The sequence below is a fragment of the Phragmitibacter flavus genome (assembly GCF_005780165.1).
Classification (GTDB): domain Bacteria; phylum Verrucomicrobiota; class Verrucomicrobiia; order Verrucomicrobiales; family Verrucomicrobiaceae; genus Phragmitibacter; species Phragmitibacter flavus.
Map to the genome: position 1 here is coordinate 25,717 of NZ_VAUV01000027.1, position 23,518 is coordinate 49,234.

The window sequence follows — 23,518 nt, forward strand, 5'->3', positions numbered from 1 at the left end:
GTTAGTAAAATCATCCTAGCTTATCGAATCATGAATATCTGTTTGCCAAAGACCATCGCCGCCGTCACCGCACTCACCCTGCTGTCAGGGTGCGCCAACATTCAGGATGACGGCACCCGCACCCGCACCGAAGGCGCACTCGCCGGTTCCGTTCTCGGCGGGATCGCCGGCGGCATCATCGGACACCAAAGCGGACGCGGCTGGGAAGGTGCCGCCATCGGTGCCGCTGCTGGTGGACTCACCGGACTCGCCATTGGCAACCACGTCGCCAACAAAAAAGCCGCCTATCGCGACGAAGAAGCCTGGCTCGACGCCTGCATTGCCCGGGCCACCCAGGTCAACCGTGACGCCGTCGCTTACAACAACCGCCTGAGCAACCGCATCGCCAGCCTCCGCTCGCAGGTCGCCGCCGCCCGCGCCAGCAACAACCGCAGCGAACTTCGTCGCCTTCAAACCACCGTGGTTACCCTTCGCAGGGAGACCCGCGAACAGGTGGAGCTGGTGGACACCGAGATCGACGCCCAGGGCGAAGTGGTCAGCGAAACCGGCAGCAGCAACCTTCGTTCCCGCGTCAGCAGCCTGAAGAGCACCCGCTCCTCGCTGCGCAGCAACGAAGAACGCCTCGCCGACCTTGGTAACCAAATCGACGTCTAAGTTGATGATCGTCTAATCAAAGATCCCAGCGGGGGCCAGTCCTCTTGGCCATTGGCCTCCGCTTTCTCTTAAATTCCAAATCCCTTTTTCTCCCATTCATCTTATGATCCGCTCCCTGCTACTTTTGGCGATCTCCGCCTCGTTGCTCAGCCTCAGTTCCTGCGCCTACACTGGTGACCCCAACGAAGGCGGACTGTTTGGCTGGTCCCAGTCCATGGCCGACGATCGCATCGCCGACCGCGAAGATCATCTCGAAGACCTTGAACGCGAAAACGCCTACCAGCGCGGTCGCACCAGCGCCCTGCGCGATGAAGAAGCCTACCAACGGCGGCAGTTGCGGAAGTATTAATTTCCGCCGCGCCGCGCCCCGCTCCCCTGCATGACCAGCACCTCGTCGTTTCCGATTCCATCAGCAGTGCTGAACCTGCTACGGCGAAGTGCCTCCCATCTTTTGGCCTGCGGACTTTGGCTGTCGTTTTCATCCTCCGCCAGCCTGGCTCAGCAACCAGAGGCGCAGTCGGACCAGGATTTGGCCGCAGTGACCAAGCTGGTGCAGGAGGTCGTCGACAAACTGGACGAACACGCCCTCCATCCCCAGCCCAAACCTGTCATTTATCAGAAAGCGTGGCTTGGCCTGCTGCTGGAAATGGGTCGATCCGAACTCGCCGCAGAACATGACTTCACCGTCATGTCCAGCGCGCAATCCCTCAAAACCTTCATCAGCGCCATCAACGAACTCGCCAAAGCCCCGGGCCAGCGGCGTTCTCTGCGCGAACTGGCCGAAAGCGCCCTGCAACGCTACTGCCGCCAGCACGACCCCTACACCCGCTACACCCGCTCCGAGGAATACCATCAAATCAACCTGCTCAACAAAGGCAAAGGCAGTCAGGTCGGCATGTCCATTCACGAAAAAGATGGATCCTACTTCTGCTACCCGATGCCCCAAAGCCCCGCTGAGGTTGCCGGGATCAAAGCCGGTGACCGTTTGATCTCGGTCGATGGTCGCGCCATTGATGGTCGACCTCTGCTCTATATCGCCAGCCTCATCAAAGGCGGTGCTCCCGGCAGCAAAGTCGCCCTGCGTGTCGAACACCGCTTTGGCCGTGCCGAATCCATCACCGTCACCCGCGAAACCCTCGAAATGCCATCCGTCACGGTGGAAAAAAAGATCACCGGATTCGTTTTACGCGTGCGCCGCTTCGATGACGATTTACTCGAAGTCACCCGTAAAGCCCTTGCCTCCTTAAAGCCCAGCAGCACCCTGACCATCGACCTTCGCGGTTGCGCAGGCGGCAAGGTGTCCGTCGCCGTGGGTTTTGCCGAGCTGTTCCTCAACAGCGGCGAAGAAGTGGTCCGTTTGCGCATGCGCGACGCCTCGGATGAAATCTTCAAAGCCACCAAAGCCCCGGAATTTAAGGCGGCCGCGATCATCCTGCTTCAGGACGAAGGCACCGCCAGCGCCGCTGAAATGGTCATCGCCGCGCTCATCAATACCAAAGCCCAGCGCGCCACCAGTCAGGGCTCCAAAACATTCGGGAAAGGCGTTGTTCTCACCTCTCTCGAACTGAAAGGCGGCGGCTCTTTGCTCGTCACCAGCTCCGAAATGATCGCACCTCAAGGCCGTGGTTGGGACGGCATCGGTCTCCTGCCTTCCCTCGAAAACAACGGCAAAATTTTCCCCGAGGCCGGGTTGCCTTAGATCTTTGGCAGTTCCGATTCGGGGAAGTTCAGGGATTTTAAGCCGTCCCGGATCAATTGGTCGCGTCTTTCACCGCGTCCTTGGTATCCTCAGCCGCATCTTTCACGGCATCACCGACGTCTTCAGCCGCATCTCTGGCAGGTTCTGCAGGGCGGTTGTCGAGAGCGTCATCGATTTTTTCGCCGACGGTTTCAGGCTTGCGTTCGCAGCTGGTCATCAGCGAGGTGGCGGCAATCGCGCTGAACACAAGAGTGGTGGAAAGGAGACCAGAGAAGATAGTATTTTTCATAGGATTGGAAGTGTTTGATGTGTTTAGTCTGGAGGTTGTCATCGTATAGGTGCATGATCCTGGCCAGCGCGCCCCAATGTTGCGCAAGCCGTTGATCATCAACAAAATATCACCATCCGATTCCTGGTAATGCTGAACGTTTTGATGCAAAACGCGTGGGTTTTTGGCCTTGGCCATTGCGCATTGCATGGTGCTGTTCAGGACTCAACTCAAGTCAGCGCTTCGGTTCCATGGTCTCCATGTTCCATTCGTCAGGGTTGAACGCCTTTTGCCGACTTTTCATCTTCGGATAACCCCCCACCTCACTTTCGCGATCAATGATCCGTCCCGTCCGGTCCATTGCCTCCTTGACGATGCGTTCATCCACCGAATCGCGATCCCACGGACGCGCCCCTGCATTAGCCGATACTGAATCACGCACCTGCCCAACCGGTATCGCCTTGAATTTCCCCGGCCACAAACCTGGCTCGTCCGCCATCATCGCCCCCTCTTCTTTCAACAGCGGTTTGCGCCGGTTTTCACGATCATAGGCAAGGTTGTCTTTGAAGAACAGCCGCAGCGGACTGCCAGGACTGTTCTCAAACAACGCCAGATTGGGATCGGTATCGCGACCATGCTCCAACACATTGCCCACCACCACCAGCTCGCTCGTTTCGAGTTTGTGCCCCCGCCATTCTTTCGGATTCAGCGAATGATGCACTGCGCGACGTTGCGGATTGGAGATCCAGTTGTTCACGATCACCGCCTGCACGCCGCCCTTCGCCAGCGGGTTTCGATCCACATTGCTGGCATAAAGATTGCCGACAATGGCGATGTCACTGGTGTTGTCATGGATCAACGTCCCCTTCGAATGTTCGCCTTTTTTGTGGGTGGAATCCGACAACGCCTCGGCAATGATGCAGTTGGATATGGTCACCTGCCGAGAGGTGTTGCGCCGCCAGTCACGCAGCGTTTTCCCCTGAAATCGTGGACCCGATGCGGACAGATTTTCATCCGTCGCCCAGCTCACCGAACATTGATCAATGATCACCCGCGCCGCGCCGTTCATCCCGATGGCATCGATCTCCCAACCACTCCCCTTCTTCCGTCCCAGCGAGCCCGAGCGCACCCGCAGATGCCTCACGATGACATCATTGGCCTCCACCGACAAGCCACCGCGAATCAATGTGATGCCAGGCGAAGGGGCGGTCTGACCTGCCACTGTCACCTGCGACTGACTGATCTTGAGCGATCTCCCGCGAAGATCAATCACCCCTCCAACCTCAAACACCACGATGCGTTTGCCCCTCATCGCCAAAGCCGCCGCCAGCGACCCTTTGCCTGAGGCATTCAAATTGGTGACTTTCACCAACACGCCCCCGCGACCACCCTGGGTCACCTCTCCAAAACCAACGGCTCCAGGAAATGCACTCAATTCCAAATGGCCAAACATCAGCCAGACAACAGCAACGAAAAACAGTCTTACCACGTAGCAACATCGCCTCATCTCCCGCGCTTGCACCACCTTTTAAATCCGTCCCAACAATACCCGGCCAAAAAACCGGCCCCCACGATTCGGCATTGAATTGATCCGTCCACTTCGTCACACTCATTCCAAATCCATCCCTTCACTTCACCTCATCCCCCCTGCTCCCATCACCACCCAACCTAAAATGAAACTTCAACTAGCCGCTCTGCTGCTCTCCCTCGGTCTGGTCAATCTTGCTTCCGGCCAAAATACCGCCCCTGCCCCTGCTGCGTCTCAAGAGCCCGTCGAAACCAGCGTGCCGCGTTTCGGCGTGATCTCCTTCTATTTTGAAAACGACCTGTTCGCCGACACCGACCAGCAATACACCAACGGTGCCCGAATCACCATCACCTCACCCAAGCTCGATTCCTTCGCTGACGATGCCAACGTCGGTCGTTTTGTTGGTGGATTCGATGAGATTCCGTGGATTGGCGAACCAGGCTACGAACGCAACGTCGCCATCAGCCTCGGCCAAAACATGTATACCCCAAGCGACACGGTCAGTGAAGATCTCGTAAGAGACGATCGCCCGTATGCCGGCTGGCTCTACGGCGGCATCGGCCTCGTGTGGAAGAACGAAAAAGTGCGCAACACGTTTATCATCAACATCGGCGTCGTCGGCCCCTGGTCATTTGCCGAAGAAACTCAGCGCCTGGTCCACGAAGCCCGCGACATCCCCATGCCGAACGGATGGAACAATCAGCTCGACAACGAACTTGGCGTGGTGCTTGCCTATGAACGCATGTGGCGTCTGCGCAAATTTGACCAAGGCGGGATCGACTGGGACGTGCTCCCTTATGCCGGAGCCGAACTCGGCAACGTCGCCATCAACGCCCGTGTGGGTGCCGAATTCCGCCTCGGCTACAACCTGCCCGATGACTTTGGCACCGCCGCCATCAACGCCGCCGCCGTTGCCTCGACGCCGGTTGAGTCAGACCACACCGCCAAACGCTGGCACAGCAACATGGGTTTCCATTTGTTCACCCGCATCGAAGGCCGCGCCGTCGCCCGCGACATCTTCCTTGATGGCAACACTTTTGAAGACAGCCACTCCGTCGACAAGGAACACTTCGTCGCCGATGCCGTCTTCGGTGCCTCGCTCAACTGGCGCAACACCAAACTCACCTACGCCTACATCTACCGCACCAAGGAATTCAAACAACAGGAGGACGAACAGGTCTTCGGCTCCATGACGCTGACGGTCAATTTCTGATCCCAGCAAAGTAGAAGGTTCGTCCCGAGCCTTTCATTCCAATTTCAAGCAAGGCTCGAGACGAGCCTTCTACTTTCCCATTAATACCCCGGAGCGCTGATGGTGGCATTCTCCACCTCATCGCGCTGGCGTCGCAAAATCCCGTCGGCAATCTCCTCGACCATCTCCTCCACCAAAAGGCGAAGATGGCTGCCCGGCCGGTAATCACTGGGAGCAATGTGGCGCACCCGGTCGGCCTGACCACTCAACTGCCAGCATTTGCGGAAACTGCCACGCGTCTGATCCTCGGGATTGTAAACCGCCACCGCGTTCCCGCCATACCGGCGCATCAACGTGAAACACGGAACATCCGTCGGACCATCGCCGATATAAATCATGTGCTTGAACGGGATCGGCCTCAACTCCGATGGCATGTGGTCATTCACATCCTCATGCGGCAGAAGCATGCCCTTGTTGATCCGGAACAAAAATTGCGTCTTCGTGGTGTGACTGATCACCCGTCTTGGAAAGCTGATGCGCCCTTCACGATCCTCCGCAAACTCGCTGCCGAACACCGCCTTCACATGCGGCCTCAGCGCACTCCCTTCCAGCAACTCCTTCAATCCCGCCGAAATGATGTAGTGCTCCAGCCGGATCCCCAAGGCCCGATGCTCAGGCCTCAACACCTTTTCCATCTCATCAAACATCCCCGGCAGTCCCGGATAAAATTGCAGCTTCGCCCCCAGCGTCCGCAGTTCGGCATTCGAAGGTCGATCAGGTGAAAGGTAGTCAAGCAACGCCTTCAGATACGCCAGTTCGTTGTCATAGCCCTGCTCATCCACCAGCTCCTTCGTCCGTTTCCAGAACTGCGCCCCATTGATCCCAAAATGAGGAAACACCACCTCATCCGTCATGTAGCTCGGACTTAGCGTCTGATCATAATCATAAACCAGCCCGATGATTGTTTGTGCGGAAGACATAATTAAGCGGACTCGACGTTAGCGCAACCCGCCCCGCTTTGAAAGGGACAGCTCATGGATAAAGCAAAAACGCCTCGCGCCGTTTCTTGAACGCCTCCAGTTCCAAACTCCAACCCGCATCAATCGCCTTCCAATTTTGCCCTTCCTTGATTGCCTTCAACGTGGTGGGATGCAGCAGCAACGTCCCCATCGCCTGCAACTTGAACTCTTTCGGATACAATCTCTGCAAGGTGCAAGCCAGCGCCATGCCCACGTCTACCGACCTCAAATCCTCCCGCGAAGTGATCACCATTCGGACCCCACCGCAGACCTGGTCTTTGAACACACTTGCCTTTGGCGTGAACCTCTCCGGCACAAACCTCACTCCCTTCAATCCCGCCTGATTCAACTCAAACGCCAGTCGCGCATCATCAACATACGGTGCTCCAATGACTTCAAACGGCGTATCCGTCCCGCGTCCCACACTCACCGCGCTCTCCAGCAAACCCACGCCCGGATACAACAACGCGGCATTCAATGACCGCATGTTCGGCGACGGATTCAACCACGGCAGTCCGGTGCGGTCAAATTCCATGCCGCGTTTCCACCCTTCCACTTTGATCACTTCCAGGTCACAGCCCAACCCACGCTCCGCATTCATCATCATCGCCAGCTCGCCGACCGTCATGCCATGACGCAATGCCATCGGATGGCACCCCACAAAGGTTTCCTTATCCAACACCGCCGGACCCTCCACCACCTCGCCACCAATCGGGTTCACCCGATCCAACACCAGCACCCGTTTCCCCGCCTTGGCCGCCGCTTCCATGCATTTTTGCAACGTTGAAATGTAAGTGTAAAACCGGCAACCAATGTCCTGAATGTCGAACACCAGCACATCCAGCATCGCCAGCTGCTCTGCCGACGGACCCCGCCTCTCCCCATAAAGGCTGAACACCCGCAGCCCCGTTTTTGCATCCCGACCATCCGCGATCTTGTCCCGATCCTCCATCCCGCGAATCCCATGCTCCGGACTGAACAACGCCACCAGATTGACGTGCTTCGCCTCATGCATCCAGTCAATCGTCGACCGCCTTCCGTTATCAATGCCACTGTGATTCGTCACCAACCCCACCTTTAATCCCTTCAACTCAGCAAAATCCCTCCGGCGCAATACATCAATCCCATTCAAAACCGTGGGCACTTCATCCTCGCTTAATCGCGGCGAAAAAGCATCCGCCACCCGCTCGAAATCCACATTCAACAAGCTCTCCGCTGCCAGCGTCGCCAGTTCCTCCTGCAACGGAATCACATTCCCCTTTCCATCCGGATGCAATCTTGAGGCTAGCACGACCACATAACTTTTGGTCGCCGGATTTACCCAAAAACTCACCCCGGTAAAACCCGTGTGGCCAAAAGTCCCCAACGGAAAAATTTTCCCTCTCGAACGACTGTAGGCCGAATCCAGATCCCAGCCCAATCCACGTCGCGCGAAAATCGTCGGCGGCGATTGCACCGATGTCATTAGCTTCACCGTCTCCTCATTAAAGATCCGCACCCCATCCAGCTCCCCGCCATTCGCCAGCATTTGTGCAAACCTCGCCAAATCCTCCGCACACGAGAACAAACCTGCGTGCCCGGTCACCCCGCCCATCCTTCGTGAAGTCGGATCATGCACCACCCCGCGCAACCAATCTCCCGCCTCATCCCTCGCTGTCGGTGCAATCCTTCCCCTCAATGACTCTGCGGGAACAAACCCCGTCGAATTCATCTTCAGCGGTGCGAAAATTTCTTTCTCCGCAAACCTGTCCAATCGTTCCCCACTCACCCGTTCCACGATCTCCCCCAGCAAAAGGTAGTTCAGATCGCTGTAGCGAAATACCTCATCCACTCCCCGCAGAGGCCGCGCCGTCAACGCCAGATTCCTTCCCGCCTCTCGTCCCATCCACCCCGGATTCAACGCAATTCCCGCCGCCAGCCCGGAAGTATGCGTCAACAGATGCCGCAGCTTCACCTCATCCCGTCCCTCCCCGACAAACTCCGGCAACCATGTCTTGATTGGCAACTCCAACTCCAACTTGCCCGCTTCCAGCAACTTCATCACAACAGACGTCGTCGCCACCACCTTCGTCAGCGAAGCCACATCAAAAATCGTATCCGCGCTCATCAACGCCTTCTGCGGCTGCTCCGCGCGTTGCCCCATGACCAGCATCTCCCGTTGTTCCCCCAATCCCACCACCACCACCGCCCCAGGAGCTTCCCCCTCATCCATCGCCCGCTGGACGGCCTTCTTCATCAACTCGATCACATCATCACGAAAGGCGCCCGCCGCCAATGATTGGCTTTCAAACAGTGCAACCCAAAATAAAATCGCGCAGGCCCTCAGCATCCCTCATCCAACAGGAAACCCAACGATCCATCAATGCATTAATCCAATGTCGCCAACGCATCGGCCAGCCGCACATGCTTGAACTGATACCCGGTCTCCAGCGCCAGCTTCGGCTCCATGCGCTGACTCGCCAGCACCACTTCGGACAAATCGCCCATCACCAGCTTCAGCATGAACTTGGGCACCTTCGGCATCACGGGACGTTTGATCCGCTTCGCCATCTCCCGAGTCATCTGCTCATTTGTTACCGGATTCGGTGATCCCAAATTCATCGGGCCCTTGCACCCTTCATGCTCCAGCGCGTGCAAAATCATCCCCACCTCATCGTCGAGATGAATCCACGGCACCCACTGTTTGCCGCTGCCCAATGGCGAACCCAAAAACATCGCAAACACCTTTCGTAACATCGGCCACGCCCCGCCATCCTTGCCCAATACCATCCCGGTCCGAATCACCACCACCCGCGTCTTTTCCGAATCTGCTGCCACCGCCAAGGCCGCGCCCTCCCAGTCACGGCAGACCTCGGCAAGAAATCCCGCCCCAGGTGCCGACGATTGCTCCGTCAAAATTTCATCACCACGATCCCCATAAGCTCCCGAACCCGATCCGCTCACCCACACCTTCAACGACTCCGCCTTCAACACATCCGCCGCAATGCGCCGCGTCAAATCCACCCGGCTGTCGTAAATCCGTCGTTTCTTCTCCGTCGTCCACACGCCAAAAACATTCTCTCCCGCCAGATGCACCAGCGCATCCAATCCCGCCAAATCCAAAGCCTTTGCTCCCTCGGTCAAAATCGGCCGCACCTCCTTAACTCCAGGGATCGACACGTCCTTGCCCCGTGAAAAAGCCACCACCTCATGACCGCGCGCCAGCGCCCCGGCCACCAGTGCCCGGCCCACAAATCCTGTCGCTCCAGTAATCCCAATTCGCATCATTCAACCTAAACTTACGCCCCTCGTCCGCAACGCAGCCTTACAGAAAAGTCATTTTCCGTTCGCGCAGACGTGGATGAAAGCTATGACACTTACTTGTGATACTCATACTGACAGCTGGATTTGGCGACGGCCACAACACCGCCGCCCGCAATGTGTCCGAGGCGCTCAGCCGCCTGCGTCCCGACATGCCCAATGAAGTCGTCGACCTCTTCGACCTCGCCCATCCACTGCTCGCCCCCGCTCTCAAGCAGGGCTATCAGATGCTCATCACCCGCGCGCCCTCGATCTGGGCCGGCATCTACAAAAAAGCCGCCACCGCCGACTTCGATTCCGGACCCGACATTCTCATCGCCCTGCGTCGCGCCCTTGGTGAAGTCCTCAAACGCACCCGGCCCAGCGCCATCATCTGCACCTACCCCATCTATCCGAAGCTCATCCGTGAACTCGCCGACCAAGGCTTTCCCACGGCACCCGTCTACACCGTCATCACCGACTCCATCAGCATCCATCCCATCTGGATGGTCAGCCCCAGCGACGGTTACTTCGTCGCCGATGCCGACTCCCGCAAAAGCGCCATCTCCGTCGGTGCCCAGGCCGACCTCATTCACACCAGCGGCTTTCCCGTCAGTCTCGACTTCATGAATCCGGTCGATCCCGCCGACGCCACCACGCCCCACGGTCAGATCCTTTATCTTCCCTCCACCAATGCTCGTCATTTCGCCCAAACGCTCGAAGCCCTCCGCCCTCTCATCGCCAGCGGTGTCAAACTCACCCTTCCCGTCGGCAAACACGCCTCCCGTCTCTACCTCTACATCACCCGCTACATCGACTCCCTGCCCGGTGCCAACATCGAGATCATCGGCTGGACCAACCGCATCCCGCATCTCCTCCAAACCCACGATTTGGTCATCTGCAAAGCCGGAGGAGCCATTCTCCACGAAGCCCTCGCCGCCACCTGTCCCGCCATCATCGACTACGTCGTGCCCGGTCAGGAAGAGGGCAACGCCGAACTTCTCACCCATCACGGCTGCGGCATCACCACCAAAACCCCTCAAGAAACCGGCGAACAAGCCGCCCGCTTCCTTGCCGACGATCGCAAAGTCGCCAAAAACATGAAGCGCAACATGCAGAAGCTCAGCGAACCCGACGCCGCGCTCAAGATCGCCCAGCACGTCCTCGACACCCTCTGAAGGTTCCAATCTCAAATTTTCAAATTTCAAATCCCAAGTTTTGACCGCTTATCTCTTCGACATTGGCAACGTCCTCCTGCGCTTCGACTTCACCCCTGCCGCCCGGCAGCTCGCCCTCCTAAGCGAAGCCAGCACCGAAGAAATCCTTACCCTTCTCGCCCCCTTCAAGGACGATCTCGAATCCGGTCGCATCAGTGACGCCGACTTCATCCAGCAAAGTTCCGATCTCATCCGCTTTCGGGGCACCAGCGCTGAGTTTGCCGCCATCTGGAACGACATCTTTACGCCCAACGAACCGATGATCCCCCTCATCGAAGCCCTCGCGCAACAACACCCGCTCTACCTTCTTTCCAACACCAGCGGCCTGCACAAAGATTATTTCTTCGCCAAATATCCCTTCTTCAGCCACTTCAAAGGCGGCATCTTCTCCCACGAAGCGCGCTGCGCCAAACCCGGTGAGGCCATCTTCCAGCGCGCCATCGTCACCTTCGACCTCGATCCCGCCAGCACCGTTTTTATCGACGACCTCGCCGACAACATCGCCACTGCCCGACGCCTCGGCTTTGTCGCCCATCATTACCACCACGAAAATCATCAAGTTCTTCTCGCCCAACTCGGCAACCCCTAAAATTTCAGCTTTCGCCCCCGACCAATCGCCTCTAGCCTCCCCGCCTCATGATGGACCTTCTCAATCAATTTCTCCATTTCGTGCTCAAGCTTGACGAGAGCCTGCCCGCCTTCATCGAAAACTACGGGGTGTGGATTTATGCCTTGCTGTTCATCATCATCTTTTGCGAAACCGGCCTCGTCGTCACTCCCTTCCTCCCCGGCGACTCCCTTCTCTTCGCCGTCGGAGCCATCGCCGCCAATGAAGCCTTCGGCAACACCCTCCGCCTCGAATACATCATCCCCCTTCTCATCGTCGCCGGCATCATCGGAGACGCCGTCAACTACTCCATCGGCAGACGTGTCGGCCCCGCCATCTTCAACCGCGAAGACGGTCGTTTCCTCCGCAAAGACTATCTCCTCAAGGCCCAGGCCTTCTACGAAAAACACGGCGGCAAAGCCATCGTCCTTGCCCGCTTCGTCCCCATCGTCCGCACCTTCGCCCCTTTTGTCGCCGGAATCGGCAAAATGCGCTACGCCTCATTTGCCTACTACAACATCAGCGGTGCCATCATCTGGGTCGTCAGCCTCACCCTCCTCGGCTATTTCCTCGGCAACATCCCGATCATCAAAAACAACTTCGAAGCCGTCATCATCCTCATCATCATCTTCTCCATCCTGCCGATCGTTTTCGAATGGTGGAAAGCACGCAAAGAAAGCGCCAAGGACCGTGCCGACGCTCAGACCAGTCTCTGAAAAAGCCCGGGGACCAAAACTGAGAAAAAAAGAACCTTTCGCATCTTTACATGCGAACCTTTGACGACGTTTTGCCCCCACGGCAGGCGAAGCATCATCGTTGAACCATGCCTTTACCGCTCCTACCCCGCCTCCGCCGAGAAACTGCACAGGCCCATGCCCGGTTGGAGGCCACCGTGCTCATCGAAGACTGCATCAAAGATCTCGACTGCTACCGCGAACTGCTCAAACAATTCCTCGGCTATTACCAGCCCCTGGAAACCGCCCTGGAAAACGTGTCCGGCTGGGAAGACTGGGACATCGACCTCTCCCAACGTCGCAAAGCCCCCTGGATTCAGCACGACCTCTCCGCCCTCGGCCTCTCCCCGGAAGAAATCCGTCACCTCCCCCGCTGCCCGCCCTCTCTGCTCCCAGAAACCCGCAGCCTTGCCCAGGCGTTCGGTTGCGCTTATGTCCTCGAAGGTTCCACCCTCGGCGGACGCCACATCTCCGTGATGCTCGACGGCAGCCCGGTTCCTCCTGGGGCCCGGCGATTTTTCCTCAGCCACGGAGCCCAGGTCCTGCCCATGTGGAAAGCCTTCTGTTCCGCCATGGAAAATTTCAATTTGAACGCATCCACCTCACAAACCGACGAACTTATCGGAGCCGCCAATCAAACCTTCGCGCACCTCCAGCGCTGGATGGACCGGGATCGAGATCGCGATTAGGATTAGGACTAGGACAGGACCAAACAACGCATGAACCCATCAACGCTGGACTCGGCGGCCCTCAACAGCTGCCACTCAGAACCCATTCACATCCCCGGCGCCATCCAACCCCATGGTGCCATGCTCGTCCTTCAAGAACCCGACCTCATCTGCCTCCAGGCCAGCAACAACCTCCGTGAGATCACCGGACGCGACCCCGCCGCCATCCTCAACCAGCCCATCAGCGCCCTTTTCGGCAGCGAATCCGAAACCGAGACCAACAAAATCCTCGCCGCCATCGCCAGCGGCGATCCCGCGACCGAATCCCCCCTCTACTTGGAAATCGACGGACGCAGCTTCGACTGCCTCCTTCACCGTCACGACGGCGTCCTCATCGCCGAACTTGAATCTGCCACCCACGCCCCCCTCTCCCGACACCACCGGCTGCTCCAAAGCGCCATCGGCGAATTGCGCGGCACCCTGCAGCTCAAGGATCTCTACCAAACCATTGCCACCTTCGTCTCTACCCTCACCGGTTTTGAACGGGTGATGGTCTACAAATTCGACGCCGACTGGCATGGCGAAGTCGTCGCCGAGAGCCTCCTCTCCCCTGTCGACTCCTACCTCGGCCACCACTTCCCTGCCAACGACATTCCCGCCCAGGCGCGCGCCCTCTACACACGCAGTTGGCTGCGCATCATCCCCAATTCCACCTACACCCCCGTCCAGCTCCTCCCCGCCATCAACCCCCTCACCCAACGCCCCACCGACCTCAGCTACTCCGTCCTGCGCAGCGTCTCCCCCCTCCACCTCGAATACCTCCGCAACATGGAAGTGGGAGCTTCCATGTCCATCTCGCTCATCATCGACGGGCAGCTCTGGGGCCTCATCGCCTGCCACCACCGCACGCCGCGTCCCCTGCCCTATTCCGTCCGTTCCACCTGCGAAATCTTCGGCCAGGTCGCCTCCCTCGAAATCGCCCGCCATCAGGACGCCGTGCGCCTCCGCGAACTCAATCACGCCACCCGCATCCAAACCCGCTTCTTCGACGTCATCTCACGCGAGCAAAACTTCGTCGAAGCCCTCATCAAATACACCCCCGAACTCCTTGAGTTCATGCGCGCCGACGGTGCCGCCATCTACGTCAACGACCAGCTCAACCTCCTTGGCACCACCCCCTCCAAAGCGCAGGTCAACGAAATCATCGACTGGCTCCGCGACGAGTCCGTCAACCCCCACCTCGCCCCCGACCACCTCAGCAACCTCCCCCCCGCCGCCGCCGAATTCACCGCCACCGCCAGCGGCCTCCTTGCCCTGCGACTCTCCCGCGTCGATCCCCATTTTGTCCTCTGGTTCCGACCTGAAATCATCACCACCGTCACCTGGGCCGGTAACCCCGAAAAAATCATCGCCTCGGATTCCACCCTCCACCCGCGCAAATCTTTCAGCGCTTGGAAGCAGGAAGTCACCGGTCACTCCCTCCCCTGGACCTCCCCCGAGCTTCAAGGTGCCACCGAACTCCTCACCGCCCTCAACGCCCTCGTCCTGCGTCGCACCGAACGCCTCATCCGTCTCAACGGAGAACTCGAACGCAAAAACACCGACCTCAACTCCTTCGCCTACATCGCCGCCCACGATCTCAAGGAACCCCTCCGCGGCATCGCCCACTACAGCAAATTCATCCGCGAAGACCACGCCGACACGCTCAAACCCGACGCCATCAAGAAACTCGAGACCATCGGCGACCTCGCCATCCACTCCAGCGAACTCCTCGACGCCCTCAACCGCTTCTCCCGACTCGGCCGCATCGACATCCACCGCAAACCCACTTCGCTCGACGACATCCTCAACAAAGTCCTCGCCCTGCTCGAAGTGACCATCCGCGAAAATCACTTTCAAGTCATCCGCCCGCACCCCCTCCCGATCATCAACTGCGATCCCATCCTGCTTCGCGAAATTCTCCTCAATCTCGTCGCCAACGCCATTCGTTACAACACCAGCACCAAAAAGTGGGTCGAAATCGGTCATGACCTCACAGCCGATCCCGAAAACGCCCCCGGCGGTGCCTTCTACGTTCGCGACAATGGCATCGGCATCCACTCGAAACATTTCCATAACATCTTCGACATCTTCCGCCGCCTCCATGCCCATGGCGACTTCGGAACCGGCACCGGCGCCGGACTAGCGATCACCAAATCCATCGTCGAACGACACGGCGGTCGCATCTGGCTCGAGTCCACCCCCGGCCAGGGCACCACCTTCTACTTCACTCTCCAATAACATGGAACCCATCCCCGGCCCGCGCCACATCCTCATCCTCGATGACAACGACATCGACCGCGAAACCTGCCAGCGCTACCTCTCCCGAAGCAGCACTCACGAATATCGCTTCGTCGAGCACAACGCCGTCGAAGGCGCACTCGATGTGGTCCGCGCCGAAAAACCCGACTGCATTCTCCTCGACTACCATCTCCACGACGGCAACGGCCTTGAATTCCTCAACGAACTCGTCAGCATCGGTGGCCCCCGCATCTTTCCTGTCGTCATGCTCACGGGCACCGGCAATGAAGCCATCGCCGTCGAAGTGATGAAACTTGGAGCCCAGGACTACCTCATGAAGGACGGGCTCAACCCCGAAGTCCTCCAGCGCTCCGTCGAAGCCGCCATCTACAAAGCCCAGGCCGAGCGGCTCCTCGACCAGCAGCGTCTCGAAATGGAACGCCTCTTCCATCAGGCCCACGAAGCCAACGCCCGCAAAGATCATTTCCTCGCCGCCCTCTCCCACGAACTCCGCACCCCCCTCACCCCCGTCCTCGCCGCCGTTAGTTCCATCGACCTTGAAACCGCCGACGAAACCGACCTCCGCGAGATGGTCGCCGTCGTCCGTCGCAACATCGAACTCGAAGCACGACTCATCGACGACCTCCTCGACCTCACCCGCATCTCCAAAGGCAAACTCGAAGTCGACCTCCATCCCGCCGACCTCCACAGCATCCTCACCCACGCCGTTGAAACCTGTCGCGAAGACATCCAGCAAAAACAGCTCACCCTCGACTGGCAGCTCAACGCCGCCACCCCCATCGTTCAGGTCGACGCCGCCCGCCTTCAGCAAGTCTTCTGGAACCTCCTCAAAAACGCCGTCAAATTCACTCCCGTCGGCGGCCATATCACCCTCAACACCCGCGACACCGAGAGCCACCAGATTGAAGTCCGCGTTTCCGACTCCGGCATCGGCATCGAACCTGCTCATCTCGACAAGATCTTTAATGCCTTTGAACAGGGCAACTCAGAAATCACCCGCCGCTTCGGCGGACTCGGTCTTGGTCTCGCCATCTCCAAAGCCCTCATTGAAGCTCATCACGGAACTGTCTGCGCCCAAAGCTCCCCCGAAACTCCTGGAGCCACCTTCATCGTCACCCTCAAAAAAGGCCCGACTGTTTCCCTGCCCACCCATAACCCCGCTTCCGCCATCACCCCTAAAACTCAATTTTCATCCACCATCCTTCTTGTCGAAGACCATGCCGACAGCGCCTTTTTCCTCGCCAAGATCATGGAGAAAAGCGGCTGCCGCGTCCTCATTGCCCCCAACGTCGCCGAAGCCCTAGCCATCTTTGAAAAAGAATCCATCGACTGCGTTGTCAGCGACATCGGCCTCCCGGATGGCAGCGGCACCGACCTCATGAAAAAGCTCGCCCAGATTCGTCCCGTCCCCGCCATCGCCCTCAGTGGCTACGGCATGGAGGAAGACATCCAGCGCTCCCGCAGCGCCGGCTTCAAACACCACCTCACCAAACCCGTCCAGTGGGACAAACTTAAAAAAATTCTCGCCGAAGTCCTCGCCGAAACCAAATGAAGCTCTTTAGCCCTTAGCCTTTATCCTTTCGCCTTCATCCTTCATCCTTCATCCTTCATTCTTTCAACGTGCCCGCTGACTTCAGCCGCCGCGTTCCTTGCCAGCCTCAAACAGTCCAGCGCCGACAATAGCGCCACCGCCCCAACGCCAAAAAACGCCAGCTTAAAAGCCCCCAGCACAGCCGCCTGCGATCCTTCCCCGTAAAACCACGATCCCAATCGCAGCCACATCGACCCCATCGCCACCCCCATTCCAAACGTCAGTTGCAGCACCGTGCTGTAAAGCGCGTTTGCTCCGCTCATCTTCTCCTTCGGCACATCCGCAAACGCCAAGGTGTTCAAACTGGTGAATTGCATCGAGCGGAACAGCCCGCCCGCAAACAGCACTGTCAGCAAACCCCAGCGCGGCATCTCCGGCGTCAAAAACCCACACGCCACCATGCTGACCGCCGCCAGGATGCCATTCCCCACCATTGCCCCGCGAAACCCAAAGCGCCGCAACACCCACGTCGTTGCCGGCTTCATCGCCAGATTCCCCACAAACACCGCCAGCAACAGCTTGCCCGATTCAAACGCATCCAGTCCAAACCCCACCTGAAACATCAACGGCAGCAGCAAAGGTGTCGCCCCAATCGCCATCCGAAACAGCGACCCGCCCCAGAACGAAATCGCAAACGTCTTCACCCGCAGCGCCCACAAATCCAGCAGCGGCTCCGCCGTTCGGCGCGCATGCCGCACCGCCAGCACCCCGGCCACCATTCCCACCAGCCAGATCGCGATCAACACCCTCCCGTCCGAGCCCTCGCTCAACATCTCAATCCCCATCACCAACCCGCCACAAGCCAGCGCACTCCACACAAAACCCCACCAGTCAAAGCGCTGCTCCACCCGCTCAAACTCCCTCGGCAACAACCACCACGACATCCCCAATGCCAGCACGCCCAATGGACCATTCATCAAAAAAATCCAATGCCACGACCACGTCGTTGCAATGAACCCACCCAACGGCGGACCCAAAATCGGCGCCACCAACCCTGGCCATGTCAGCAACGCAATCACCTTTACCAAGTCCTTCTTTTCCGTGTTGCGCAACACCGCCAGCCGCCCCACCGGCACCATCATCGCCCCACCCAATCCCTGTAAAATCCGCGCCCCGGTGAACTGCGCCAGACTTTCACTCAACCCGCACAACATCGAAGCCAGCGTGAAAATCGCGATCGCCGAACAGAAAATCGTCCGCACGCCATACCGATCCGACAACCACCCGCTCACCGGAATGAACACCGCCAGCGTCAACATGTAGACACTCATCCCGATGCTCATCGAAACCGCCTCCACCCCAAACGATTTCGCCATCAACGGCAACGCCGTCGCGATGATCGTGCCATCCAGGATTTGCATGAAAAACGTGCCCGCAACCAGCAAGGTCATTCCCAGAGCACGTTGAGGAGGCACAGACATGAACCCCATTCCTTAAAGCAAACCCTCTCCCAATCAACCAAGAACCAAGAACCAAGAACCAAGAACCAAGAACCAGGAACCAGGAGCCTTTCACCATCCCTCCACCGGCAGCACCTTCACCACAACGTTCCTGATCCGCCCCTCCGTCCCATAAGTCGCAAATCCAAATGGCGCACACACCTCCATCCCCGCCCGCAGGCCCAAAATCCGGTCCCTCGTCATCAAATGCACCACTGGTGCCCTGTCCACCCACACCTGCAAAAGCCCGGCGCGCACCACGATCTTCACCGGATACCAAACCCCATTTTCAAACACCCGACTGCTCCCCGTCTCATTCCCCGCCGCATCCTGACCATCCACCGAAGAAATCCCCATCTGCCCGCCACCCCAGCCTCCCAACACAAAACTCACGCATTGCTCCGCACTCCCCACGGGAAACGTCACCGTTCCAAAAAAATCCGTTCCGCCCACCCGCATCGCCTCATACTCAATCGAGTAATCCACCACCGGCAGTCCCTTCTCCAACCACGCCTTCAACACCATCCCCGTCATCGGCCTGCCTTCCTTCAAGACAAACCCATCCTCCATCGCCTCCATCCCACCATTCCCCTCGAACGCCGCATCCACCCAAATACCCCGCCACTCTTCATCAAACAAACGCCACTCCGTCACCCGAGCCTCCCTGCAACCGGAAATCAGCAGCAGGATCAGCATCGAAAAGCAAAAGTGCCTCATGCCTTGCCACCCATCTTGCAGATGATATCAAACTCCTTTTTCGTCACCGCCGTGATGCTCAACCGATTGCCCTTCCGCAAAATCAGCATCTCCGCCAGCCTCGGCTCCCCACGCAACGCCTCCAGCGTCACGAACTCATTAAAATCCTTCTCCCAAGCCACATCCACCAGCAACCATCGCGGTTCCTCCTTCTTGCTGCCCTTGTCATAATACTCCGACTTTGCATCAAACTGCGTCGGATCCGCCTTCGCCTCACTCGCGATCTTTAACACTCCCGCCACCCCCGGTTGCGGACAACTGGAATGGTAAAACAAACCCAGATCCCCCTCCTTCATCTCATCGCGCATCATGTTCCTCACTTGGTAATTGCGAACTCCACTCCACGGCTCGGTCTTCTTCCCGAGCTTGCGCAAATCATCAAACGAAAACACATCCGGCTCCGACTTCAGTAACCAATATTTCATCACACGTCTCCCTTGCAAAAATTCAAACTTTACTCCCCAATCTGCTCGCGAATCGCCTCCACAATCCGATCCGCCTGACGCTCAATATACTCTGGATCTCGCCCCTCCACCAACAACCGGATCAACGGTTCCGTCCCTGAGTATCGTAACAAAACCCTCCCCAGGCCGCCTAACTTCTGCTCCGTCTCCACCACCAGCGCCTGCGCTTTCACCAGCTCCTCTTCCGGCGGTTTGGCCTTCACCCGTAGATTGCGCTTCACCTGCGGAAACGGCGTCAATACCTTGCGCAGTTCACTCAACGGCTCGCCCGTCTCCATCATGATCCGCAGCACCTGTAACGCCGCAATCAACCCGTCCCCCGTCGTCACGTGATCGCGAAAAACGATGTGCCCACTCTCCTCCGCTCCAAAATTCAGATCCTGTGCACGCATCGCAGCGATCACATACCGATCCCCCACGCCCGTGCGGATCACCCGCCCACCCAATCCATTGATCAACTCATCCAACCCGTAGTTGCTCATCACCGTCGCCACCACCGTATTCTGGTTCAGCGTCCCCTTCCGCAACATGCTTGCCGCCGCCACCGCAATCAACTCATCCCCACTCAAGCGCGAGCCCGTCTCATCGCATAGCAATACCCGGTCCGCATCCCCATCATGCGACACCCCCACCTGCACTCCCGTCGACTTCACAATCCCCTCAATGATCTCCCCATGCGTGCAACCACAATTCTCATTGATGTTCACCCCGTCCGGCGACGAATGAAACACCTGCACCTCCGCTCCCAAACGACGCAACGCCTCCGTGCTCGTCACACTGGCCGCCCCGTTGGCATTGTCCAAAGCAATGCGTAAACCGTCCAGTCTCCGACCCTGCATGCTGCCAATCGCCAGTTGAATATACCGCTCCTGCGCATCCGCCAGCACACTCACTCCGCCCACCTCCCCATTCCGCACCCGGTCCGTCAGTTCCACTTCCATCGCCGCCTCAATCGCCAGCTCCTGCTCATCCGTCAGTTTGTAGCCATCACCACCAACAAACTTCACGCCGTTGTCATAAAACGGATTGTGTGAAGCCGAAATCACCGCGCCGAAGTCCGCCTTCTCCTGCGTCACCAAATACGCCACGCCCGGCGTCGGCAACACCCCGCACAACACCACATCGACTCCGGCCGAATTCAATCCTGCCGTCAAAGCCGCCTCCAGCATCCCCCCCGAACAACGCGTGTCCTTGCCGATCACACACCGTGGCCGCGATCTTCCCTCACCTCTCGTTTTGGTCACCAAAACCTGCGCCGCCGCCTGTCCCAATCGAAGCACAAATTCCGGCGTCATCGGCACTTGATTCGCCACGCCACGCACCCCGTCCGTTCCAAAGTATTTTCTCTTTTTTGCAGCCATGAAGCTGCGCCCATAACGCGGATGCGCCACCGATTCAACTGCAACCATCAACCATCAATCATCAATCATCCTCACTGTCCGATGCGCGGCAGCAATGGCGTCGGCGTCGGCGGACTATCCGGAACCGGCAATGTCTGCATCGGCCATCCCGCAGGCATCTCCGGCTTCCTCGTCGGACCCTTGCCGCGATTGATCTCCTCCGACACCACCCACCACAGCAACATCGCCAGCACCAGGCAGATCAGTTTCGCCTCCCAGTCATGGGTGATCAGCCGCTTCCATTTCGATTCCGTCGACATCACTTCGCCCCCTCCTCGCTATCCGCGTCTTCATCATCCCCAAACATCAGGATCTGCTGCAACCGCGACTTCAGTTTGTTCAACTCAAGATCGTGCTCCAGCTTCCCGCGATAACACATCGACAACGCACCTGTCTCCTCGCTTACAATCAGCGCCACCGCATCCGACTCCTCGGAAACCCCCAGGCCAGCTCGGTGCCGCAAGCCAATGCTCCGATCCGACATCTCCTTCTGGCTCACCGGAAACACACATCCCGCCGCCACGATCCGCCCCTGCTCCACGATCATCCCCCCATCATGCAACGCCGTCTTGGGGAAAAACACCGTCCGGATCAGCTCCGACGACAACTTCGCATCCATCATCACGCCGCTCTCCGCAAACTGCTTCAAATCGATCCCCCGCTGCAACGCAAACAAAGCCCCATGCCGCTTGTGCGAAAGCTCCACCATCGTCTCCAACAGCAAATCCACATTCGCCGCCTCCGCCGAGTTCAGCGAAAAAAATCGGTGCGACCCCAGCTCCGCCAATACCCTTCGCAACTCCGGCTGGAAAATCACCACCAAGCCCACCGCCAGAAACACCGAGAAATGGCTCAACAACCAGTTCATCACATCCAGCTCCAATAGCTGCGAAATCAACGTCAGCCCCAGCATCAAAGTCAGCAACCCCGTCAGAATGCGCGCGCCACGAGTCGCTTTCAGAAACCGGTAGCCCTGATACAATAGCACCGCCAGAATCAGGATCTCAATCCCGTCCTTCCAATGCAATGTAATGAACTCCCACATGGTTTTCCCCAACCTAGCCAGTCACTGGGAATACGCAACCATGCGGAATCAAAATGGCAGCGCCTTATCCGTCGCTCGATCCTCACGATGAACGCGATCGCCCCGCTCGCTGCCCTCTGCCTGATCCTCACCGGGCACCCCTGGCTCGCCCTCGCCACGCTCGTCACCGCCCACTCCCTCTTTCTCATCCCCACCCTCATTCCCCAAAATGCCTGGTGCGGCCCCGTCCTCACCCAACTCCCCGCCTCCACCTCCGGCTTTGTCTGGATCACCATCGACGACGGACCCGATCCCATCGACACCCCCATCCTGCTCGACCTCCTCGATACTCATCACGCCAAAGCCACCTTCTTCTTTATCGGTGCCAAAGCCCGACAATACCCCCACCTCGTTGAAGAAGTCATTCGTCGTGGCCACACCCTCGGCAACCACACCATGACCCATCCCCAATACTGGTTCTGGTGTTATCCACCTCATCTCCTCCGCCGCGAAATCATCGACTGCCAAAAAACGCTCACCGCCCTCGCCCCCGATCATCCCCCATCTTTCTTCCGCGCCCCCGCCGGATTCAAAAACCCCTTCATCCACGCCATCCTCAAACAACAAAACCTCACCCTCGCCTGCTGGAACGCCCGCGGTCTCGACGGCACCGAACGCGACCCCGACAAAATCCTCACCCGACTCAAATCCCAAATTCGTCCCAGCTCCATCATCCTCCTTCACGAATCCCGCCTCGACCTTGATGGCAATCGCCTCGCCCCCAACGTTCTCGCACAACTTTTGAAGCATCTAAAAGACCAAAAACTCCTGTCGCAATTGCCCGCTTCATAAGCATCCAAAAAGAATCCCAACCATCCAACGGGAAGATTCCTTAAAGTGAAATTCATCTCACATTTTCCAGCCCAGGGTTCTTGAACCCTGGGTCATCATTCTCACCATCATCCGCAATCCATCGGGGATATGTTCATCGGCCACTGAATCCCAGGGTTGTATCGAACCCTGGGCTCAATTACACAACCCCTTCGGACTTCATCTCGAACCTTAGACTTGGCGACTTGACTTCATTTGGACGCTTTATAGGCCGCCGTCACCGCAATGCCGGGCCAGCCGGGGATTTGCCTGACGCCATCCTCACCCCGCCGAACAATTCGCGTCCGGCGAAACATCGTGTCGTTCTTCGCGATGATCTGCTCGAACTCTTGATCCGTTTGGGTAAAACCCTTGGAACGCAAATAGACGAACGACCTCGGACTGATTTGAAGTTCAGTCACCAACCGACCGAGCAGGGCTTTTTGTTGCCCCACCCCCTCCGTGCCGTCAGACTTCTGCTCCGCTTGAATCGGCGAAGTAGAGGCAACTGACACCAATAACATCAGCATCAGTGAACTGAGCCCCACCACAATAGGGCGTTGAATGCTTGAATGTTTTGCCCTCGAAAATGTTTTATTCATAGGTCTGCTAATCTTGGTTTCAGCATTTTCCCACAAATGCTCATCTCCGTCTACAAAACGTTCGAACGATGCCACCATGCCTGTTGCCTCAAAAGTTTTGACACCGGGGGCGGGGTGGATGGGCGGAGGAAAAAAGGTCGTTGACTCAAAAAGGATGACACCGGCAACCCATACCCATGCCGATGAGTCAAAAAGTCCGAGAAGAA

Annotated in this window: 23 protein-coding genes; 11 read left to right on the forward strand and 12 right to left on the reverse strand. The window is 58.0% G+C overall.

Features of this window, described 5'->3' with window-relative positions:
* Positions 1–30 precede the first annotated feature (30 nt).
* The 3 genes from FEM03_RS23260 to FEM03_RS23270 all read left to right on the forward strand — a co-directional run bounded on the left by FEM03_RS23260 (position 31) and on the right by FEM03_RS23270 (position 2,353).
* Positions 31–654, forward strand: a complete 624-nt coding sequence (locus FEM03_RS23260; RefSeq protein WP_138088718.1) for a YMGG-like glycine zipper-containing protein — start codon at positions 31–33, stop codon at positions 652–654.
* A gap of 103 nt (positions 655–757) precedes the next feature.
* Positions 758–1,003, forward strand: a complete 246-nt coding sequence (locus FEM03_RS23265; RefSeq protein ID WP_138088719.1) for a hypothetical protein — start codon at positions 758–760, stop codon at positions 1,001–1,003.
* 30 nt (positions 1,004–1,033) lie between these two features.
* Positions 1,034–2,353 (forward strand): S41 family peptidase, encoded by a 1,320-nt coding sequence (locus FEM03_RS23270; RefSeq protein WP_138088720.1) that lies wholly within the window; start codon positions 1,034–1,036, stop codon positions 2,351–2,353.
* A gap of 52 nt (positions 2,354–2,405) precedes the next feature.
* Here the strand turns inward: FEM03_RS23270 and FEM03_RS23275 are convergent, their stop codons facing one another.
* Both FEM03_RS23275 and FEM03_RS23280 read right to left on the reverse strand, forming a co-directional pair.
* Positions 2,406–2,819, reverse strand: a complete 414-nt coding sequence (locus FEM03_RS23275; protein ID WP_138088721.1) for a hypothetical protein — start codon at positions 2,817–2,819, stop codon at positions 2,406–2,408.
* Positions 2,820–2,856: 37 nt separating this feature from the next.
* A complete protein-coding gene (locus FEM03_RS23280) occupies positions 2,857–4,056 on the reverse strand; it encodes a pectate lyase family protein (protein ID WP_138088722.1) in 1,200 nt (399 codons plus the stop codon).
* Between the two features lie 238 nt (positions 4,057–4,294).
* Between FEM03_RS23280 and FEM03_RS23285 the strand changes: the two genes are divergently transcribed.
* The gene (locus FEM03_RS23285) at positions 4,295–5,362 is read left to right on the forward strand and encodes a lipid A deacylase LpxR family protein (RefSeq protein WP_138088723.1); all 1,068 of its coding nucleotides are present in this window, start codon (positions 4,295–4,297) and stop codon (positions 5,360–5,362) included.
* Positions 5,363–5,442: 80 nt separating this feature from the next.
* Here the strand turns inward: FEM03_RS23285 and FEM03_RS23290 are convergent, their stop codons facing one another.
* Genes FEM03_RS23290 through FEM03_RS23300 form a run of 3 tightly spaced genes read right to left on the reverse strand, consistent with a single transcriptional unit; the run spans position 5,443 to position 9,627 of the window.
* Positions 5,443–6,321: an HAD family hydrolase gene (locus FEM03_RS23290; RefSeq protein WP_138088724.1), complete on the reverse strand. Its 879-nt coding sequence runs from the start codon at positions 6,319–6,321 to the stop codon at positions 5,443–5,445.
* 52 nt (positions 6,322–6,373) lie between these two features.
* Positions 6,374–8,689 carry an exo-beta-N-acetylmuramidase NamZ domain-containing protein gene (locus FEM03_RS23295; RefSeq protein WP_138088725.1) on the reverse strand — a complete coding sequence of 772 codons (2,316 nt, stop codon included), beginning with the start codon at positions 8,687–8,689 and terminating at the stop codon, positions 6,374–6,376.
* 38 nt (positions 8,690–8,727) lie between these two features.
* A complete protein-coding gene (locus FEM03_RS23300; protein WP_206171124.1) occupies positions 8,728–9,627 on the reverse strand; it encodes a TIGR01777 family oxidoreductase in 900 nt (299 codons plus the stop codon).
* Between the two features lie 95 nt (positions 9,628–9,722).
* On the opposite strand from FEM03_RS23300, the gene FEM03_RS23305 reads away from it, so the two are divergent.
* The 6 genes from FEM03_RS23305 to FEM03_RS23330 all read left to right on the forward strand — a co-directional run bounded on the left by FEM03_RS23305 (position 9,723) and on the right by FEM03_RS23330 (position 16,718).
* Entirely contained in the window at positions 9,723–10,817 is a 1,095-nt protein-coding gene (locus FEM03_RS23305; RefSeq protein WP_138088726.1) for an MGDG synthase family glycosyltransferase, read from the forward strand.
* 40 nt (positions 10,818–10,857) lie between these two features.
* Positions 10,858–11,445 carry an HAD family hydrolase gene (locus tag FEM03_RS23310; RefSeq protein WP_138088727.1) on the forward strand — a complete coding sequence of 196 codons (588 nt, stop codon included), beginning with the start codon at positions 10,858–10,860 and terminating at the stop codon, positions 11,443–11,445.
* Positions 11,446–11,495: 50 nt separating this feature from the next.
* A complete protein-coding gene (locus FEM03_RS23315; protein ID WP_138088749.1) occupies positions 11,496–12,179 on the forward strand; it encodes a DedA family protein in 684 nt (227 codons plus the stop codon).
* A gap of 107 nt (positions 12,180–12,286) precedes the next feature.
* Positions 12,287–12,886, forward strand: a complete 600-nt coding sequence (locus FEM03_RS23320; protein ID WP_138088728.1) for a biliverdin-producing heme oxygenase — start codon at positions 12,287–12,289, stop codon at positions 12,884–12,886.
* Between the two features lie 30 nt (positions 12,887–12,916).
* A complete protein-coding gene (locus FEM03_RS23325) occupies positions 12,917–15,145 on the forward strand; it encodes an ATP-binding protein (protein ID WP_138088729.1) in 2,229 nt (742 codons plus the stop codon).
* 1 nt (position 15,146) lies between these two features.
* Positions 15,147–16,718 carry an ATP-binding response regulator gene (locus tag FEM03_RS23330; protein ID WP_138088730.1) on the forward strand — a complete coding sequence of 524 codons (1,572 nt, stop codon included), beginning with the start codon at positions 15,147–15,149 and terminating at the stop codon, positions 16,716–16,718.
* Positions 16,719–16,759: 41 nt separating this feature from the next.
* Here FEM03_RS23330 and FEM03_RS23335 read toward each other — a convergent pair whose 3' ends face one another.
* The 6 genes from FEM03_RS23335 to cdaA form a co-directional block, all read right to left on the reverse strand.
* The gene (locus FEM03_RS23335; protein WP_138088731.1) at positions 16,760–18,178 is read right to left on the reverse strand and encodes an MFS transporter; all 1,419 of its coding nucleotides are present in this window, start codon (positions 18,176–18,178) and stop codon (positions 16,760–16,762) included.
* A gap of 90 nt (positions 18,179–18,268) precedes the next feature.
* On the reverse strand, positions 18,269–18,892 hold the full coding sequence (locus FEM03_RS23340; protein ID WP_138088732.1) for a LamG domain-containing protein: 624 nt from the start codon (positions 18,890–18,892) through the stop codon (positions 18,269–18,271).
* 17 nt (positions 18,893–18,909) lie between these two features.
* Entirely contained in the window at positions 18,910–19,377 is a 468-nt protein-coding gene (locus FEM03_RS23345) for an EVE domain-containing protein (RefSeq protein WP_138088734.1), read from the reverse strand.
* 29 nt (positions 19,378–19,406) lie between these two features.
* Entirely contained in the window at positions 19,407–20,825 is a 1,419-nt protein-coding gene (glmM, locus tag FEM03_RS23350; RefSeq protein WP_240772886.1) for a phosphoglucosamine mutase, read from the reverse strand.
* A gap of 23 nt (positions 20,826–20,848) precedes the next feature.
* A complete protein-coding gene (locus FEM03_RS23355; protein ID WP_138088738.1) occupies positions 20,849–21,076 on the reverse strand; it encodes a hypothetical protein in 228 nt (75 codons plus the stop codon).
* Positions 21,076–21,861 (reverse strand): diadenylate cyclase CdaA, encoded by a 786-nt coding sequence (cdaA, locus tag FEM03_RS23360; RefSeq protein WP_138088740.1) that lies wholly within the window; start codon positions 21,859–21,861, stop codon positions 21,076–21,078. The genes FEM03_RS23355 and cdaA overlap by 1 nt, the downstream gene beginning before the upstream one ends.
* An 87-nt stretch (positions 21,862–21,948) precedes the next feature.
* Here cdaA and FEM03_RS23365 point away from each other — a divergent pair, with 87 nt between their 5' ends.
* Positions 21,949–22,692 (forward strand): polysaccharide deacetylase family protein, encoded by a 744-nt coding sequence (locus FEM03_RS23365; RefSeq protein ID WP_138088742.1) that lies wholly within the window; start codon positions 21,949–21,951, stop codon positions 22,690–22,692.
* A gap of 230 nt (positions 22,693–22,922) precedes the next feature.
* On the opposite strand, the gene FEM03_RS23370 is transcribed toward FEM03_RS23365, so the two are convergent.
* A complete protein-coding gene (locus FEM03_RS23370) occupies positions 22,923–23,390 on the reverse strand; it encodes a hypothetical protein (protein WP_138088744.1) in 468 nt (155 codons plus the stop codon).
* Positions 23,391–23,518 lie beyond the last annotated feature (128 nt).

Coding starts and splice junctions, on each gene's coding strand:
- FEM03_RS23260 (WP_138088718.1), top strand. CDS start 31: ATGAATATCTGTTTGCCAAAGACCATCGCCGCCGTCACCGCACTCACC.
- FEM03_RS23265 (WP_138088719.1), top strand. CDS start 758: ATGATCCGCTCCCTGCTACTTTTGGCGATCTCCGCCTCGTTGCTCAGC.
- FEM03_RS23270 (WP_138088720.1), top strand. CDS start 1,034: ATGACCAGCACCTCGTCGTTTCCGATTCCATCAGCAGTGCTGAACCTG.
- FEM03_RS23275 (WP_138088721.1), bottom strand. CDS start 2,819: ATGGCCAAGGCCAAAAACCCACGCGTTTTGCATCAAAACGTTCAGCAT.
- FEM03_RS23285 (WP_138088723.1), top strand. CDS start 4,295: ATGAAACTTCAACTAGCCGCTCTGCTGCTCTCCCTCGGTCTGGTCAAT.
- FEM03_RS23290 (WP_138088724.1), bottom strand. CDS start 6,321: ATGTCTTCCGCACAAACAATCATCGGGCTGGTTTATGATTATGATCAG.
- FEM03_RS23295 (WP_138088725.1), bottom strand. CDS start 8,689: ATGCTGAGGGCCTGCGCGATTTTATTTTGGGTTGCACTGTTTGAAAGC.
- FEM03_RS23300 (WP_206171124.1), bottom strand. CDS start 9,627: ATGATGCGAATTGGGATTACTGGAGCGACAGGATTTGTGGGCCGGGCA.
- FEM03_RS23315 (WP_138088749.1), top strand. CDS start 11,496: ATGGACCTTCTCAATCAATTTCTCCATTTCGTGCTCAAGCTTGACGAG.
- FEM03_RS23320 (WP_138088728.1), top strand. CDS start 12,287: ATGCCTTTACCGCTCCTACCCCGCCTCCGCCGAGAAACTGCACAGGCC.
- FEM03_RS23325 (WP_138088729.1), top strand. CDS start 12,917: ATGAACCCATCAACGCTGGACTCGGCGGCCCTCAACAGCTGCCACTCA.
- FEM03_RS23330 (WP_138088730.1), top strand. CDS start 15,147: ATGGAACCCATCCCCGGCCCGCGCCACATCCTCATCCTCGATGACAAC.
- FEM03_RS23335 (WP_138088731.1), bottom strand. CDS start 18,178: ATGTCTGTGCCTCCTCAACGTGCTCTGGGAATGACCTTGCTGGTTGCG.
- FEM03_RS23340 (WP_138088732.1), bottom strand. CDS start 18,892: ATGCTGATCCTGCTGCTGATTTCCGGTTGCAGGGAGGCTCGGGTGACG.
- FEM03_RS23345 (WP_138088734.1), bottom strand. CDS start 19,377: ATGAAATATTGGTTACTGAAGTCGGAGCCGGATGTGTTTTCGTTTGAT.
- glmM (WP_240772886.1), bottom strand. CDS start 20,825: ATGGTTGCAGTTGAATCGGTGGCGCATCCGCGTTATGGGCGCAGCTTC.
- FEM03_RS23355 (WP_138088738.1), bottom strand. CDS start 21,076: ATGTCGACGGAATCGAAATGGAAGCGGCTGATCACCCATGACTGGGAG.
- cdaA (WP_138088740.1), bottom strand. CDS start 21,861: ATGTGGGAGTTCATTACATTGCATTGGAAGGACGGGATTGAGATCCTG.
- FEM03_RS23365 (WP_138088742.1), top strand. CDS start 21,949: ATGAACGCGATCGCCCCGCTCGCTGCCCTCTGCCTGATCCTCACCGGG.
- FEM03_RS23370 (WP_138088744.1), bottom strand. CDS start 23,390: ATGGTGGCATCGTTCGAACGTTTTGTAGACGGAGATGAGCATTTGTGG.